The following is a 15,050-nucleotide window of genomic DNA, read 5'->3' on the forward strand; positions in this document are numbered from 1 at the left end:
CATGAGGAGCTCTCCGTTCGTTAGGACTGGGGCGGGACCTGGCTACCAACCTTTTGGCCCGCCCCAGTCGTTTTCCTTCCGCTTTCACGGAAGCCTCTTCAACATCGCGTTGTGACTGTAGCCACCCCCACGACTACTGACAGTTGTATCACACGGGTACCTCTCATGCAATAATGAACACACAGGTCTTCAAAGAAGATGTTGGATGAAGGAGCACGATGCCAAGGAAACAGCCAACCATTCGTGCCATCTGGCTCGGCGAAGCGTTGCGGCAGATCAGGGACGAGGCTGGTTTGATCGCAAAGGACGCTGGCGCTCACCTGGGACGCGACGCGTCATCAATCACCCGTATGGAAGCAGGTGAGATCCCCGTGGGCGAGGACTTGCTTCAGCGCTTCATGGAAATGTGCGGAGTCGCGGACCCTCATAGGCGAGCAGATCTCGAGACCATCAGGAATGATGCTGCCCAAACAGGATGGTGGGACGGATACCGCGGCGACGTGCTGCCGCACCTTATGGACCGTGCGTGGATGGAGTCGAAAGCCTTGCATATCAAGGCATTTGACATCACGAATCTTCCAGGACTCCTGCAAACTCCCGAGTACGCCGAAGCCGTCATGCGCACAGTCAATTCGTCAGTTTCTGATGCCGAGATTGAACGTTGGCTCGAAGTCCGCATGACGAGGCAGCACATCTTGACCAGGCATCACCCAGCGAACCTGAGCTGCATCATCGATGAGTGTCTCCTGAATCGGATGGCTGGTGGCAACACCACGATGCGAAACCAACTTGATTACATTCTGGAAGTCAGCTATCGGCCCAACATTGACATCCGCATCCTTTCTGGCAAGAAGTACCTGGGAACACCAGGGTCTTTCTCTATATTTGAGCTCGCCAATCCTTACCCGCTCGTTGGGTATGCGAGCACACCCGTGGGGGACCTTTGCGTAGAGCGAGAAAAGGTAGACCAGTTGGTACACGCGTATGATCGGCTTAGTGAAGTGAGCCTTGGTGTGGACACATCGAGGAAGAAGCTTAAGTCCGAAAGGGACAAATTGTGAACGATCGTCAGTCTCTGCCAACCCCAACAGAAGAGCTGACTTGGCGGCGAAGCAGCCGAAGTGATGGTGCAGGCGGCAATAACTGCGTTGAAATCACCCTGTGGCGCAAGAGCACCCGCAGCAGTGGTGGTGGCGGCTCCAACTGCATCGAAATTGCCCTGCTCCGCAAGAGGACCCGAATCCCCTACGTCGCCGCCTCGAACTCCTCCGCCAGCTCCAGTACCTCGTTGTAAAAGTCGCTCAGGTCGACCACCCCGAGGTGGCGCTCCGAGAGGATCTCGTACACGACCAGCATCCCCGTGGACAGAACATCCTCGCCCGCCACATCGGCGAGCAACTCGTCCTCGCCCAGCGCCGCGCGAACCAGCGCCTCGACGACCCGTGGCTTGATGCCGTAGCGGTCGGCGTAGCGCTGCTGCATCATGTCGGCGAACTGCGTCACGACCACCGGGTCGCCGCCGGGCTGGAAGTTCATCTCGGAGGCGACCCCGACGGCGGCGCTGATCAGCAGCAGGGTTTCCTTGTCGCCCAGGCGTTCCAGTGCCTGGGCGGGCACGCCCTGGTCGCGGGTGGCGATGGCCTCCAGCACCTCGCGGGCATCCGTCTTGTTCACGCTGTCTCCCTCACATCCGAAGCCGAGGCTACTGGCCGCGCGCCGACTCCGCCGTGGACTGCATTTCCTTCAGCTTGTTGATGGCCTCGGCGAGGATGTTCTCGACCTCGGAGCCCTGGTCCACCGACGAGCGAATCGAGGCGCCCGCGGCCTCGGCGTTCATGCCCTCGAACTGGCTGGCGAGGTTCTCGCCCTCGGTCTTGGTCTGGCCGACGCTCGCCTGGGCCTGTTCCACCACGTCGATGGCCGCGTTGATGTGGGCCGAGTACTCGTCAATGCTGGACATTCACGTGCCTTTCTATAAGGGACGAAACGACCGACCGCTGGCCGTGGCCGCCAACACACGGTAACGCATGTGGATGCGTGACTCACATCCGCCGAGCGACATATAGGACGTCCGAGGCATACCTTGTGCCCCAACGGGAACGCGCGAGCGCGCTGTCCACCGCGGGCGCCACCCACTTGAACGGGGGGCGCTCGTAGAAGCCGCGCGTCAGCAGGGTGAAACCCTGCACGGTGGCCAGTTCGAAGCCGTGGCGCTCGAACAGCCCCTCGACCTCGGGGTGGGAGAGCTCGCGGAACCAGTCGCCGGGGCGGCCCAGGACCTTGCGCAGCTTGCGCAGGGAACGGGAATGGCCGTGGTTCTCGCAGATCAGGACGCCCGCGTCCGCGTCGGGGAGCATGCCCGCCGCGAACTCGAGGGCGCGGTCGCGGACCTGGGGGGACGCGTTGAGCAGCAGGCGGAACATGGTCACGATCGCGGGGCGCTTGGCCGAGGTGGGGAGGCCGCCGATCTCGCCGATGTGGTGCAGGACGCCTGGGGTGCCGATGGAGCGGGCCTTGGACAGCATCGCCTCGGAGGTGTCGTAGCCGTGGGACTCGGCGACCACGCCCTCGAGCATGCGCATGGCGCGGCCGGTGCCGCAGGCGAAGTCGTGGTGCACGGGGGCGGTGTCGAAGGCCTCGGTGACGAAGCCGCGCAGCCACTCTTCCTGACGGCGGGAGACCTGGGAGGAAAAGGTACCCGCGGCGTAGGTCTCCTCGGCGTACTTTTCGACGGCCTTGGGGTCCTGGAAGACGGCGGTGTAATTCGTGGGCATGGCAGGTATTCTCACGCATTCACAGGTGTTAGAAGGCTATTGCGGGCGCGCCACGCCGAGGCGGCGTACAGGAGGGCGCCGACGCCGATCCCGACCGCCAGGGCGATGTCGCCGAAAGGCAGTCCCACGGCGGGAAGCAGGCCACAGAACACTGTGGCCAGTGCCATGGAGATCACCGTGCTTCGCCCGATCGGGTGAAGGTGAAACACCGTGGCCAGTTGGAAAAGCGGGATCAGGTTGTTGACCGCGATCGCCGCCGTCCAACCGATGGCGGCGCCGAGGATGCCGATCCTGGGGATCAGCCAGACATCGAGGCCGACGTTGACGACGCAGGCGATGGCCACATTGTACAGTTGCCAGCCGGTGCGGCCCGCCATCACCAGGACGCTGTCCACCACGCCGCAGCCCGTGGCGATCAGCATTCCCAGCGCGAGAACCGCGACCACCGCGACCGACTGGTCGGAGACGTAGTGGCCGCCGAAGACCGTGAGGTACCAGGGCGCTGCCAGGGCGATGATCAGATAGAGCGGCCAGGTGGTGAGGACGATCCAGGCGGTCGTGGCCTGGTAGAGGGCGCGGGCGGTGGCGTGGTCGCCCGCCGACATGGACTTGGCCAGGCGGGGTTGCACCGCCGTGCCGATCGCCTGGGACAGCAGCTGGCCGACCGCGACGAAGCGGGTGGCGACCGTGTAGGCGGCGGCGGGGGCGAAGCCCAGCATGGCGGCCACCAGGATGATGTCGAGGCGCTGCAGGGCGAGCTGGGCGACGCCCGCCATGGCGCGCGGGGCCGTGTACCACCAGAAGGATGTGGCGGTGACGTCCCAGGTGGGGGGCTCGTCGGTGGCGACCATGCGGTAACGGCGGCGCAGCGCGTAGGCCGAGGCGACGGCGGCGGGCAGGTACGGCAGGGCCCAGGCGATCGTGACGGCCAGCGGGCCCGCGTGCCACCACACCACGGCGGCCAGCAGCACGAGCTGGGCCAGGGTGCGGGCGATCTTGTCGATGACGACGCCAGGGCGCATCCGCCCGAAACCCCTGGTGGCGGCCAACAGCGCCTCGATCGCCACGGCGGGGGGCAGGAAGACCGCCAGTACCCGCAGCAGGTCCACATAGGTCTCAGTGGTGTCGGGGCGGAGCTCGGCGAGGGTGTCGGCGCCGACGAAGGCCGCCGCCGACACCACGCAGGAGATGATCATGGTGGGAGCCAGCGCCGCCCACAGCACGCCGCGCAGGCCGCCGAGCTGGTTCTCGTTGCGGGCGCGGGCCACGAAGTAGACCAGGCCCGTGGGGGTGCCGAGCTTCGCGATGGCTTGGGCGAGAAGGAAAGCCGAGGTGGCGGCGAAGAACTGGCCCGCCGCCGCGGGCGACAGGCCCGAGGCGACCAACCAGGTGACGACCACGCCGCCCGCGCCCGCGGCGACGGCTCCCGCCAGGTTCAGCAGGCCGCCGCGGGCGGTGGCGCGCAGGGCCTGGGCGGGGGAGGCGGTGGCCTCCAGGGTCACCTGCGCCATGACGGTTCGGCGCCCATCCACGTGGCCAGGCGGGCGTCGTACGCCTCGTAGTGGCGACGCAGCTCCTCGTCCACAGTGGTGTCCTCGTGGGTGGGACGGGGGCGGGCGTTGTGCCTGTCGAAGCTCGGCTCGCCCAGCATCGGCAGGCCCAGGAACCGCAGCACGCGCTCGTAGGTGGGCCTCGGGTCGGCGAAGAAGTCGCCGCTGTCGACGATGAGGATGCGCTCGGGCGCCACCACGCGGGAGATGCGGTCCAGGTGGTCGGTGTACTGGCCGCGCAGGCGGTAGGCATGGTGCTGGTGGCTGAAGCTGTAGAAGCGCGGGTCCCAGTGCAGACGGTCGGTCTCGCCGTCCAAACGCGACCGTTCGGCGTCCAGCGCCTCGGCGAAGTCGGCGATGCTCTCGTAGCCGCGCGCCACCTCGTGGGCGTGCTGGGAACGGGCCCGCTCCACGGGATCGCGCACCAGGACGATCAGCTTCACCCCGGGCAGATCGCGGGCGAAGCGCTCCGCCGCCAGCGGATGGTACAAATAGTATGGACTGGACTCGAACGCCTGGGCGGCCATGCCCGTGTGCTCGCTGATCCGCATCGCGGTGGACTTGGTGGGGAAGTGGGCGCGGTACCAGGACAGGCCGTTGCCGTAGCCCGTGTCGAAGTAGTGGATTCCCTTGTGCAGGATGGGTTTCAGGATCGCGGGGTGCGCCGACAGCGCGCGGTACAGCGAGGTGGTGCCGCAGCGTTGGCCGCCGCACAGCAGGAAGCCGGGCAGCAGGCGGGACGAGGCGGTGAGTTTCCCCAGGGTGTGGGAACCCTTGTGGATAATCCGCTTCACCTGCGCGGGAATCCGATCGGATCGCAGCGTGATCATTGAAGTACCACTCCTTCGGCGGCGACGTGCCGCAGCAATGTGGGCAGCAACCAGCGCCCCAGAGCCCCCAGCGCCGCGCCCGCCTCGGCCTGACGGTCGGTGAGATAGCGGGCGGCAAGGTCCACAAGGTACAAAAGCGCGGTGGCCCTGGCGGCCGACGGCCGCACCTCGAAGGGCTCCAGCAGACGCGGAGCCTCGGACAACAGGGTCAAGACGGCGGTGGTGGGGTCGATCTCGCGGGTGACGATGTCGCGTTGCAGCGTGTAGTGCAGCGCGTCGAAACCCTGCGGCACGCCCGTGGCGAACCGCTCGAAGTCCCACAGCATCAGGCCCTCGGGGAGCATCGACATGTTCCACGGCGCCCAGTCGCCGTGCCAGGACCCGAACGTCAGCCGCTGGTCGCCGTGGCGGTCCAGCAGCTTCACGCCCGCGTCCACCAGGGTGGAGCAGTCGGGGCAGTCGCGGTCGGCCAGCACCTTCATGCGGGCCTCCAGCGTGGACGCGTAGTCGCTGTCGGCGAGCGCGACGTCCTGCGTCCCCAGGCAGCCCGACAGCTCCCGCATGGCGCGGTACAGCCGCGAGTTCTGAACGGGCATCGGGCGCCGCCAGCCCGGCAGCGCCTCCTGCACCAGCACCTGAAGCTCGCCCCAGGTGCCCGAATGCCGCACCCGCGGCACCCGCACGTGCAGCAGTCGCACCCCCTCCAGGGTGCGCAGCGCCGCGGTCTCGGCGCTCACCAGCTGGCGGGTCAGCTCGTTGGTGCCGAGCTTGGCGAAGCCGACGGTGTCGGCGCCCGAGTCCAGGATCTGGATCACGGGCTTGCGGTTCGCGCGCGCTGGTCCGATGTGGATGCTGAGGTGGACCTCCTGGCCGAGCGAGCGCCGCAGGTAGCCCGCGACGTTGTCGCCCGAGGCGTCCAGGGTCACGCGGTCGGGCAGCATGAACCGATCCAGCCGACACCACAGCGCGGCCACCGCCGCGTCCCGCTTCAGGCGCGCCGCCCGCGAGGCGGGGCGCGCGTAGCGCCGCAGAGCGGCCGCGGCCAGCCTGCGCGAATACCCGGGCACCAGGAGCCTAGGGGTGCGCAGGTTCGGGATCGCGATGTACGCCGTCGTCGCGCGTTCACCGCCCGGCCCCGGCCCGTACAGCAACCGCGACATCTCGGTCAGGTACACCGCGCGCCGCTTCTTGTCGTCCCTGGTGCTGATTCGCGAGCTCATGCCGCGCCCCCCGCTTCCCCCAAACGTGCGTCCCGTTCGTTGCGCCACAACAGCGCGTAACACAGCATGGTCACCACGAGCGGCGCCACCAGCGCGTTGTAATAGAACATGGACGTCAGTGACATAACCATCACAATGGAACCAACGATCCCGATGGCGGAGTGGTCGCGGCGAAAACGCCACAAGATCACCCCGAAGAACCCCACGTAGAGCGCGCCGCCCGCGATCCCGTGGGCGAACAGCACCTGCCACAGCTGGCCGTTGCCGCCCAGAGTCCTTCCGCCGCAACGGGGACAGCTGTCGGTGGGGCCCACCGCGATCGAATCCCCCGAGCCCGCCGTCTGCCGCGTCGAACCGAAGCCGAGAACGGGCGAGGAGGGCAGCTTGGACATCGCCTGCACGGTGGCGTAGGTGCGGCCGTCGTCGGAGTGGCCGTTGGCGGCACGCACGGCCACCACCTGGCCCAGCGGCGTCACGGCGATGGCCAGCAGGGCCACGGCGGTGACGGCCACCAGGCCCACCAGCGGCCACCAGCGGCCGATGATCCCGAGGCGGACGGCGGCGAGCACGCCCGCCACGGCGAGGTTCAGCCACAGGCCGCGGTTCATGGAGTAGATCGCGGGGACCAGCGCGATCGCCAGCGTGGCGTACGCGAAAACCTTCGCCTTGGCACCCACCCGAAAGCTCAACACCGCCACGGCCAGCCAGGGCGCGGTGATCGCCAGCATGTTGCCCCACGTATTCGTGTAACCCCACGGGGCGGCGGGGCGCGGGGTGTCGTAGCCGAGGAAGTTCATCACCTGCGCGGCCTGCGGGTGCACAAGGGATTGAACGAAGTTGTCGCGGTCGAGGCTCGCGGGCAGCAGGGCCTCCAGCGGCGACGTGAACTCGAAGGTTCCCGCGACGGTCCCGACGATGCCGCCGACCACGGTGATGACGGCGGTGGCGGCGAACAGGTTGATCAGCGCTCGACGCGAGAACTCGCGCTCGGTGAGATTCACGGCGTACAGGCAGATGACGCTGACGGACACGTACCCGACGATGCGAAAGCCCGCGCCGAGGATCAGGCCGCTGGAGTGCGGCGCCAGGGTCCCCTCGGGGTGGAGCCCGATGCCGATCAGGCTGACCACGACGATCCCGCAGAACACCAGCCACACGCCGAACCCCGGCGGCACCTCCACACTTCGCCTGCGCCACAGGGACACCGCCATCGGGACGGCGGCGACGAAGAAGATGACCCCGCCCAGGCCCAGTGCCCACCACAGTGGAAAGAACAACAGCAGCCACGTCAGCACCGACCCCGGCCCGCGCAACGGAATCCCCGCCCAACTCGGGCGGGGGGACCAGTTCGTCGAGCTCGGCGTGGCTAGCCCTGGACCACGGGGCGTCCTGCTGCTTCGGGACCGCCCGTTCGCCAGCGTGGTGGGAGAGTCCTCCGTGGACGTGGAGCGAGCGGCGGGGCCTGTGGCTTCCGCACGTGAGGTGGCGGGTCGTCGCCCGCGGGGTGCCCTGTCGCTTCGGGACCGCCCGTTCGCCAGGGTGGTGGGGAGATCCTCGGTGGACGCGGTGCTGGGGGCGGGGCTTGTGGCGTCTGCGCGCGGGGTGGTGGATCGCCGTCCTCGGGGTGTCCTGTCGCTTCGGGACCGCCCGTTCGCCAGGGTGATGGATGAATCTCCTGTGGACGTGGACGTGGACGTGGACGTGGACGTGGACGTGGACGGGCGGGAGGGCGTGGCGTCGGTGGGTGGGGGAGCGGACTCCCCGACGGCGCTCAGCGCCTGGCCCGAGGACGCCGAGGCTTCGGGGGAGGCCCCGTCGCCCGCGACCGATGTTCCTTGGGCGCCAGGGGATCGCTCGGCGCCCGCCGCGTCGGGCGCGGTGCTACTTCGCGGGCTCAACTCGACGCCCGCGTTTTGCCGCGCCCGCCTTGGGGCGCTGGTTGGCGGTCTTGGGTTGGGGGGCGTCGGTGATGGTCAGGTCGTCGGTGACGATCGGCAGCGACTCGGTCGGGGTGTCGTCGGGCGCCAGCTCGTCGGCCTGGCGGGGGAGCACGGCGCGGGTGCGCTCGCGGTGCTCGTCGGTCACCTCGGCCTCGGTGTCGGGGACGGACAGCGGCTCGACGGCGGTGCGCGGCGCGGGGGGCAGCACGACGGCGCCCACCAGCGGGGCGTCGATGCGCCGCATCGCCTGCACCGCTTCGGAAACGTCGGCGACGCGGTCGAGACCCGACTCGACGACGAGCAGGACCGCGTCGGCGTCGGAGGCCAGCAGCTGGGCGTCGGCGGACACCGACATCGGCGCCGCGTCCACCACCACATAGGATGCCTTGTCGCGCAGCGCCGTGTAGACGCCCGCGATCGCCTCGCGCGACGGGCCCGCCGCGTTGGCGCAGCCGCCCGCGCCGACCACGTTGAGCAGCGGGTAGCGGGCCGCGCGGTGCATGGCGTCGTCCACCGCGACCCGCTCGGCCAGAACGTCCGACAGACCGGGAACGGCGGGCGCGTCGAGCTGGGACGTCAGGGTGATGGGGCCGCCCGCGTGGGCCGCCACCGCCACCGTGCTGTCGCCCGCCCGCGCCATGGACACCGCCAGATTCGCCGCGACCACACTGGACCCCGAGCCCGGGGCCACCCCCGCCACGACGACCACGCCGCGCGGCTCGTCCAGGGTCGCGGCCACCTCGTGGCGCAGCTTGGAGAACAGCCGACCCGCGGGACCGAAGGCCGCGAACACGTCGGTGCCGCGCGGCTGGGCCCCGCGCGGCAGGTTCATCAGGGCCTCGACGCCGCAGCGCCGCGCCAGGTCGTTGGCGCGCCACACCCGCACCGAGAAGCGCTGGCGGGCGGTGGCGGCGGCCAGGCCGAGCAGCGCACCGATCAGCCCGCCCGCCGCGATGTCGGTCGGCAGGTCGGGGGAGACGGGGCGCGAGGGCCGGTGCGCCGCGCTGATCACGCGGCCCGAGCCCACCGAATCGGACGCCGAGCGCAGCTGCCCGTTGCGCGCCGAGGCGTTGGCGATCTCGCTGTCCAGGACGTTGCGGTCCTTCTTGGTGTCGGCGTATTCGCCGCCGGTCTTGTCCAGCTTGCTCAGCTTGTCGGTGAGGGCGGCGCGCTGCGACTGCATCTGCGCCAGGTCGTCCTCGCCCGCCTTGAGCTGCTCGGTGAGGCGGGAGCGCGCCGAGTCGGCGCGGTGCTTCAGGTACGCCGCGGCGAAGGCACGGGCGCCGTCGCGGGCCTCGTCGGGGTTGTCGCCGACGAAGGCGATGTCGAGAATGGAGGTGTTGGGCGGCACGGTGGCGCGCACCCGGGCCACGAGCCCGTCGGGGTCGGCGTGGTTCAGGCTGTCGGCGGCGATGTTGGCCACGGCGGTGGACGTCACCAGCTGCGCCTCGGTGTCGAGATTGATCTCCGACTTGTTGGAGCGCTGGCCCGAGATCTCGGAGTCCTCGGCGCCCGTCGGCTGCACCTGCACGGCCGCCTGCGATTCGTACTCGCGCGGCGCCACCGTCACGTACCCGATGCCCGCGGCCAGGCCCGCCACGACGCACACCAGCAACAGCCAGCGATGACGGCGGAGTACGTCCAAATAGTCACGAAGGGATGCGGACTGGGTCGAGGGGACTGCGTTCACCGTACGCGGCGGCCTTTCTGAGTGGTCGTTATTTGGACAACGACGATCAGCGACAAAAGGTCACGGGCTGGCCACAGGGGATTTTGTGGGGGAAATCGGCGTGTTCTATACACGTTTGTCCATGGATGGTGATCCTATGAAAGAGGAGGTGAGACGGGAAATGCTGGATATACCCCGGGTGAAACGAGTGGCAGCGTGGTCGACGGTCGGTGCCGTGGCGGTGGCGGGCTTCGGAGCCGGTTACTCCTTCGGCGCGTTCGACGGACTGAGTAGCGCCTTCGAGGGCATGCCCGCGAGAGCCAGTCAGGTCGTCTCCGACGCCGACACCTATACCTCCTCGGCAAACCCCGACACCAACTACGGAAGCCAGCCGAACCTGCAGGTGGGCGGCGGCAGCGCCGGCGTGCAGGTCGGCTACGTCCGCTTCTCCCTGTCGGCCTCCGAGGTGGAGCAGCCCCTGCGGCTGCGGCTGCCCGTGGAGCAGGTGACGCACTCCGACCTGGTGGAGATCACCGTGGTCAATCCACAGTGGGACGAAACCCGGCTCACCGCCGCCGATTCGCCCCAGCTGGGCAAGGTGATGGACACGCAGCCCGTGCGCGCCGGCGACACCGAGGTGCGTTTCGACCCGATGCGGTTCTCCGCGGGCGAGGTGTCCTTCGCGATCACCACCCCGGCGCCCGCCCACTACATGTCCTTCCGCTCCCGCGAGTCGACGGTGGACCAGCCGAGCCTGTTCGCCGACGAGCCCGCGCCGGGCGCCACCACCCCGTCCCCCGGCACCTCGCCGGCGGTGCACGGCGTCGAGGCGTCCCACGAGGACAAGGCCGGCTGCGCGGTCGGCCCGAACCTGGTCCCCGACTGCGGCGCCCTGCTCGGCGTGGCACCCGGGGCGCACGCCTCGGGCTCCAAGACCACCGCGCTCACCCGCTTCGAGCAGGCGACGGGGCGGAGACAGGACGTCTTCCACACGTACCACAGGGGACAGTCCGAGCTGTTCCCCACGGCCGACGAGACGCGGACCGCCAGCGACCCGACGAACCCGCGCGCCCTGTTCGTCAACTGGAAGCCCACCGGGGCCAGCTGGGCCGAGATCGCCAAGGGCGATCCGACCATCGACGCCTTCCTGGACAAGGTGGGCGCGCACGTCGCGCGCGACTTCGGAGACCGCCCGTTCTTCTTCACCGTCCACCACGAACCCGAGGACAACGTCAACCCGGACCCGAACTCCGGCTACACCGCCTCCGACTACGCGGCGATGTATCGGCACGTCATCGAGCGGCTGCGCGCGGCCGGGGCGACCCACATGATCTCGGTGATGGTCTACATGGCCTACATCAAGTGGACCCAGGAGCCGTGGCACGACCAGCTGTACCCCGGTAACGACGTGGTCGACTGGATCGCCTGGGACACCTACGGCTACAGCGATCCCGGCTACGGCAACGGTGACTTCGCCGAGCTGGTGGACCGGGTCGGCAGCCACGGCCAGAGCTGGCCGGGCTTCTACCGCTGGGCGGCCGAGAAGTTCCCGTCCAAGCCGTTGATGGTCGCCGAGTGGGGGGTCTGGTATTCGTCCAGCAGCCCCCAGCACCAGGCGGACGTCTTCAACGGGGCGGTGGCCCAGATGGCGCACTTCCCGCGGCTGAAGGCGCTGGTGTACTTCGAGTCGTCCAGCGCCGAGGGGCGGGATTCCCGGGTGGACATCAACTCCGGCAGTCTGGACGCCTACCGGCGCTTCGCCGACTCGCGGCCGTTCTCGGTGAATCTCACGGTGCCGGGCGCGACGAAGTAGGGGTGTGTCGCGGTAGACCTTGTGCCCGGACCGCGTCGGCGATATAGTTAGCTCAGCTAATTAGTTTAACTAACTATCTGGAGTCTCCGTGGACACCCGAGAACTCGCCGCCGACGTCAACCAGACCCTGCGCGACGCCATTCTCCTGCTGCGCCGCGTCTCGGCCGACGCCGACATCTCGACGCCCCGCCTGGCCGTGCTGGGCTCGCTCGCGGAGAACTCGCGCCGCATGAGCGAACTGGCGCACGAACACGGCGTCCGACTGCCCACCATGACCGCGCAGGTCAACCGCCTGGAACGCGACGGACTGGTCGAACGCGGCCGCGGCGACGACGACGCCCGCGTGGTCACCGTGGCCATCACCGAACGCGGGCGCGAAGCCCTGCGGGCCGGACGGGCCGTGCGCATCGACTACCTCGCCGAGCGGCTGTCCACCCTCACCGCCTCCGAACGCCGCGCCATCGCCGCGGCCCTGCCGGCACTCGCCCGATTGAGCAAAGGAGCCTGACCTCACATGTCCTCCCACCCCCAAAACGCCTCCGGCGGCATCCTGCGTCAGCCCGCCGCCGTGTGGGCCACCGCCTTCGCCGCCGTCGTGGCCTTCATGGGCATCGGCCTGGTCGACCCGATCCTGCCGTCCATCGCCAAGGGCCTGAAGGCATCGCCCAGCCAGGTGTCGCTGCTGTTCACCAGCTACTTCGCCGTCACCGCCGTGGCCATGCTCATCACCGGATTCGTCTCCAGCCGGATCGGCGGCAAGAAGACCCTCCTGATCGGACTGGGCATCGTGGTGGTGTTCGCGTCGCTGTCGGGAACCTCCGACAGCGTCGCCGAACTGGTCGGTTTCCGGGCCGGATGGGGACTGGGCAACGCGATCTTCGTGGCCACGGCGCTGGCCGTCATCGTCGGCGCCGCCTCCGGCGGGGCCGAGGCCGCCATCCTGCTGTACGAGGCCGCCCTCGGTCTCGGCATCTCGATGGGGCCGCTGGTCGGGGCGCTGCTGGGGGACTGGCACTGGCGCTTCCCCTTCTTCGGCACCGCCGCCCTGATGGCCATCGGATTCATCCTGATCGCCACGCTGTTGCGCGGCGAGACCACCTCGCGGGTCAAGACCCGCCTCACCGACCCGCTGCGCGCCCTGGCCCACGGCGGACTGTCCACAACGGCCATCGCCGCGGTGTTCTACAACTTCGCGTTCTTCACCGTCCTGTCGTACACCCCGTTCGTCCTGGGCATGAGCGCCTACGGCATCGGCGCGGTCTTCTTCGGCTGGGGCGTGGCCGTGGCCGTCAGCTCCGTGTTCATCGCTCCGCAGCTGCAACGCCGCATAGGCTCGGTCAACACGATGTACGTCGCTTTGGGCCTGCTGGTGATCTGCCTGACCGGCATCGGTCTGTCGGGCACCGCCGGCGTCGTCACCTTCACCGTGCTGACCGGCTTCGCCATCGGCGTCAACAACACCGTGTTCACCGAGGCCGCCATGGAGGTGTCCGACGCGCCGCGCCCCGTGGCCTCGGCGGGCTACAACTTCGTGCGCTGGGCGGGCGCCGCCCTGGCCCCGTACATCGCCAGCAAGCTGGGAGAGGACATCGACCCGGTCGTGCCGTACCTGCTGGGTGCGGCCTGCTGTGTGGCGGGCATCGTGGTGCTGGCGGTGCGGCGCTCCCACCTGTCCACCTTGGACGAAGTGGACGTCGATCACGACTACCACGACGCCGAAACCGTTGCCGCGTAAGAGCGCGTGCTGTAACCGACACGGGCAGTATTGTTGCCGATTCGTGATCGCCGCCTTGTCCCGCTGGAAGCGACCCGCTAGGGTGGCCTGGGGCCGCCGCCCGATTGCCGCCGCACCCGGCGCAGGCAACGGCGGCCCACCGCCGAGTCATCCTCCGGGATGAGCCGGGGACCCACCGCCTCGCGCCCCCGCGAGGACCGGGGTGAATCCGCGCCACGCGCGGTAGGGCAGTCTCGCAGCCCGAACCCGACAGCTAACTCGGTAGGCGGACGAGACGAAAGCGCACTTACGTGAAGCGAATGGCCACCCGATTGCCGCTGGTGTTGGCGATTATCGCCGCCCTCGGCCTGCTCGTCGGCCCGGTGACCTCGTCGCCGGCATACGCCGACGACGAAAAGGTCAAACTGAACAAGAAGCTCGAAGCGGCCAACAAGGACTACGTCAAGGCCAAGAAGAAGGTCGAGGCCGCCAACAAGCGCCAGAAGCGGCTGCGCGCCGACATCGCCCGGGACAAGAAGCAGATCGACAAGCTGTCCGACGACATCGGCGACTTCGCCGAGGCGATGTACATGAGCGGCGGGCTGTCCACCGCCACCGCGGTGCTGAGCGCCGGCTCCCCCGACACCGCCATCGACAGCCTGTCGACGGTCAACTACCTGGGCGAGCAGAGCGCCGGCGGCCTCAACAAGTTGAAGGCCGCCGCCGAGGACCTGGACGCCGCGAAGGACTCGCTGGCCGACCAGATCGACGCCGCCAAGAAGGCCGCCGCCAAGAAGAAGAAGGCCAAGGAGAGGGCGCAGGCCGCCGTCGACAAGGCCAACGGCGGGCCGAGCTCCGGCAGCGGCGGGGCCGCCTCCCCCTTCCCCGGCGGCGGATCGGGCTGCTCCGAAAACGATCCGACCGGCACCGGCGGTTGCGTCACCCCCCGGATGCTGCACGCCTACAACGAGGTGCGGAAGGCCGGGTATACCCGCTACACCAAGTGTTGGCGGCAGGAGAGCAGCAGCCAGGGCGAGCACGGCTTGGGCCGCGCCTGCGACTTCTCGGTGTCCACCGGCGGTTTCGGCGGCGTGGCCAGCGGGGGCGACAAGGAGTACGGCAACAATCTGGCGGGTTGGGCGGTGAACAACGCGTCCGCCCTGGAGATCTATTACGTGATTTGGTACAACCGAATCTGGATGGCATCAACCGGCTGGGCGGACTATTCCAGCGGCCACACCGGCAATCCGTCGCAGGACCATACGAACCACGTCCATATATCGGTCAACTGACTCCAGAAAGACTCGTGCGTGACTACCCCCATCGGACGCCGCTTGACGGTGCTTATGGCAGTGCTGTGCGCTTTGATCCTGATCCCCTTCGCCACCCCCGCCTACGCCAAGGGCGAGGGCAGCGTCAGCAAGAAGCTGGACAAGGCGATCGAGGAGTACGTCAAGGCGCAGGACACCCTGGAACACAGCCAAAAGCGCAAGAAGGAGATCAAGGATGAGATCTCCCGCAGCGAGAAGTCGGTGAAGTC

At 68.6% G+C, this 15,050-nt stretch carries 15 protein-coding genes and 1 riboswitch; of the genes, 7 read left to right on the forward strand and 8 right to left on the reverse strand.

The genetic code is table 11. The annotated features are described in order from the left end of the window. Positions 1–218: 218 nt before the first annotated feature. Together VE172_RS04470 and VE172_RS25365 are read left to right on the forward strand one after the other, a co-directional pair. The gene (locus tag VE172_RS04470; protein ID WP_324797761.1) at positions 219–1,061 is read left to right on the forward strand and encodes a helix-turn-helix domain-containing protein; all 843 of its coding nucleotides are present in this window, start codon (positions 219–221) and stop codon (positions 1,059–1,061) included. Continuing rightward, positions 1,058–1,294, forward strand: a complete 237-nt coding sequence (locus VE172_RS25365) for a DUF397 domain-containing protein (protein WP_349258253.1) — start codon at positions 1,058–1,060, stop codon at positions 1,292–1,294. Before VE172_RS04470 ends, VE172_RS25365 begins: the two co-directional genes overlap by 4 nt. On the opposite strand, the gene VE172_RS04475 is transcribed toward VE172_RS25365, so the two are convergent. From VE172_RS04475 to VE172_RS04510, 8 genes are all read right to left on the reverse strand, one after another. Further along, positions 1,246–1,674 carry a hypothetical protein gene (locus VE172_RS04475; RefSeq protein ID WP_324797764.1) on the reverse strand — a complete coding sequence of 143 codons (429 nt, stop codon included), beginning with the start codon at positions 1,672–1,674 and terminating at the stop codon, positions 1,246–1,248. The genes VE172_RS25365 and VE172_RS04475 overlap by 49 nt on opposite strands. A gap of 28 nt (positions 1,675–1,702) precedes the next feature. Further along, the gene (locus VE172_RS04480) at positions 1,703–1,960 is read right to left on the reverse strand and encodes a hypothetical protein (protein WP_324797767.1); all 258 of its coding nucleotides are present in this window, start codon (positions 1,958–1,960) and stop codon (positions 1,703–1,705) included. Positions 1,961–2,042: 82 nt separating this feature from the next. Then, the gene (locus tag VE172_RS04485) at positions 2,043–2,774 is read right to left on the reverse strand and encodes a class I SAM-dependent methyltransferase (RefSeq protein WP_324797770.1); all 732 of its coding nucleotides are present in this window, start codon (positions 2,772–2,774) and stop codon (positions 2,043–2,045) included. An 11-nt stretch (positions 2,775–2,785) separates the two neighbouring features. Continuing rightward, the gene (locus tag VE172_RS04490; RefSeq protein ID WP_324797773.1) at positions 2,786–4,285 is read right to left on the reverse strand and encodes an oligosaccharide flippase family protein; all 1,500 of its coding nucleotides are present in this window, start codon (positions 4,283–4,285) and stop codon (positions 2,786–2,788) included. Further along, positions 4,273–5,154 carry a sulfotransferase domain-containing protein gene (locus VE172_RS04495; protein WP_324797776.1) on the reverse strand — a complete coding sequence of 294 codons (882 nt, stop codon included), beginning with the start codon at positions 5,152–5,154 and terminating at the stop codon, positions 4,273–4,275. Before VE172_RS04495 ends, VE172_RS04490 begins: the two co-directional genes overlap by 13 nt. Then, positions 5,151–6,374: a hypothetical protein gene (locus VE172_RS04500; RefSeq protein ID WP_324797779.1), complete on the reverse strand. Its 1,224-nt coding sequence runs from the start codon at positions 6,372–6,374 to the stop codon at positions 5,151–5,153. The genes VE172_RS04495 and VE172_RS04500 overlap by 4 nt, the downstream gene beginning before the upstream one ends. Continuing rightward, positions 6,371–7,669 (reverse strand): O-antigen ligase family protein, encoded by a 1,299-nt coding sequence (locus VE172_RS04505; protein ID WP_324797781.1) that lies wholly within the window; start codon positions 7,667–7,669, stop codon positions 6,371–6,373. The genes VE172_RS04500 and VE172_RS04505 overlap by 4 nt, the downstream gene beginning before the upstream one ends. A gap of 586 nt (positions 7,670–8,255) precedes the next feature. Then, a complete protein-coding gene (locus VE172_RS04510; protein ID WP_324797784.1) occupies positions 8,256–10,004 on the reverse strand; it encodes a Wzz/FepE/Etk N-terminal domain-containing protein in 1,749 nt (582 codons plus the stop codon). Positions 10,005–10,182: 178 nt separating this feature from the next. Between VE172_RS04510 and VE172_RS04515 the strand changes: the two genes are divergently transcribed. The 5 genes from VE172_RS04515 to VE172_RS04535 form a co-directional block, all read left to right on the forward strand. Next, positions 10,183–11,796, forward strand: coding sequence for a CBM96 family carbohydrate-binding protein (locus VE172_RS04515; protein ID WP_324797787.1), 1,614 nt, complete (start codon positions 10,183–10,185; stop codon positions 11,794–11,796). A gap of 88 nt (positions 11,797–11,884) precedes the next feature. Beyond that, complete coding sequence (locus tag VE172_RS04520; protein WP_324797790.1) at positions 11,885–12,304, forward strand: MarR family winged helix-turn-helix transcriptional regulator; 420 nt, start codon at positions 11,885–11,887, stop codon at positions 12,302–12,304. A gap of 6 nt (positions 12,305–12,310) precedes the next feature. Next, positions 12,311–13,531: an MFS transporter gene (locus VE172_RS04525; protein ID WP_324797791.1), complete on the forward strand. Its 1,221-nt coding sequence runs from the start codon at positions 12,311–12,313 to the stop codon at positions 13,529–13,531. 130 nt (positions 13,532–13,661) lie between these two features. Next, a riboswitch (cyclic di-AMP (ydaO/yuaA leader) is annotated at positions 13,662–13,812 on the forward strand. Positions 13,813–13,830: 18 nt separating this feature from the next. After that, positions 13,831–14,802, forward strand: coding sequence for a coiled-coil domain-containing protein (locus VE172_RS04530; RefSeq protein ID WP_324797794.1), 972 nt, complete (start codon positions 13,831–13,833; stop codon positions 14,800–14,802). A gap of 18 nt (positions 14,803–14,820) precedes the next feature. After that, on the forward strand, positions 14,821–15,050 hold a 230-nt coding region (locus VE172_RS04535), incomplete at its 3' end, for a hypothetical protein (protein WP_324797796.1).

It is taken from the genome of Stackebrandtia sp., assembly GCF_035643755.1.
Classification (GTDB): domain Bacteria; phylum Actinomycetota; class Actinomycetes; order Mycobacteriales; family Micromonosporaceae; genus Stackebrandtia.

Coding starts and splice junctions, on each gene's coding strand:
- VE172_RS04470 (WP_324797761.1), top strand. CDS start 219: ATGCCAAGGAAACAGCCAACCATTCGTGCCATCTGGCTCGGCGAAGCG.
- VE172_RS04480 (WP_324797767.1), bottom strand. CDS start 1,960: ATGTCCAGCATTGACGAGTACTCGGCCCACATCAACGCGGCCATCGAC.
- VE172_RS04485 (WP_324797770.1), bottom strand. CDS start 2,774: ATGCCCACGAATTACACCGCCGTCTTCCAGGACCCCAAGGCCGTCGAA.
- VE172_RS04490 (WP_324797773.1), bottom strand. CDS start 4,285: ATGGCGCAGGTGACCCTGGAGGCCACCGCCTCCCCCGCCCAGGCCCTG.
- VE172_RS04495 (WP_324797776.1), bottom strand. CDS start 5,154: ATGATCACGCTGCGATCCGATCGGATTCCCGCGCAGGTGAAGCGGATT.
- VE172_RS04500 (WP_324797779.1), bottom strand. CDS start 6,374: ATGAGCTCGCGAATCAGCACCAGGGACGACAAGAAGCGGCGCGCGGTG.
- VE172_RS04525 (WP_324797791.1), top strand. CDS start 12,311: ATGTCCTCCCACCCCCAAAACGCCTCCGGCGGCATCCTGCGTCAGCCC.
- VE172_RS04530 (WP_324797794.1), top strand. CDS start 13,831: ATGGCCACCCGATTGCCGCTGGTGTTGGCGATTATCGCCGCCCTCGGC.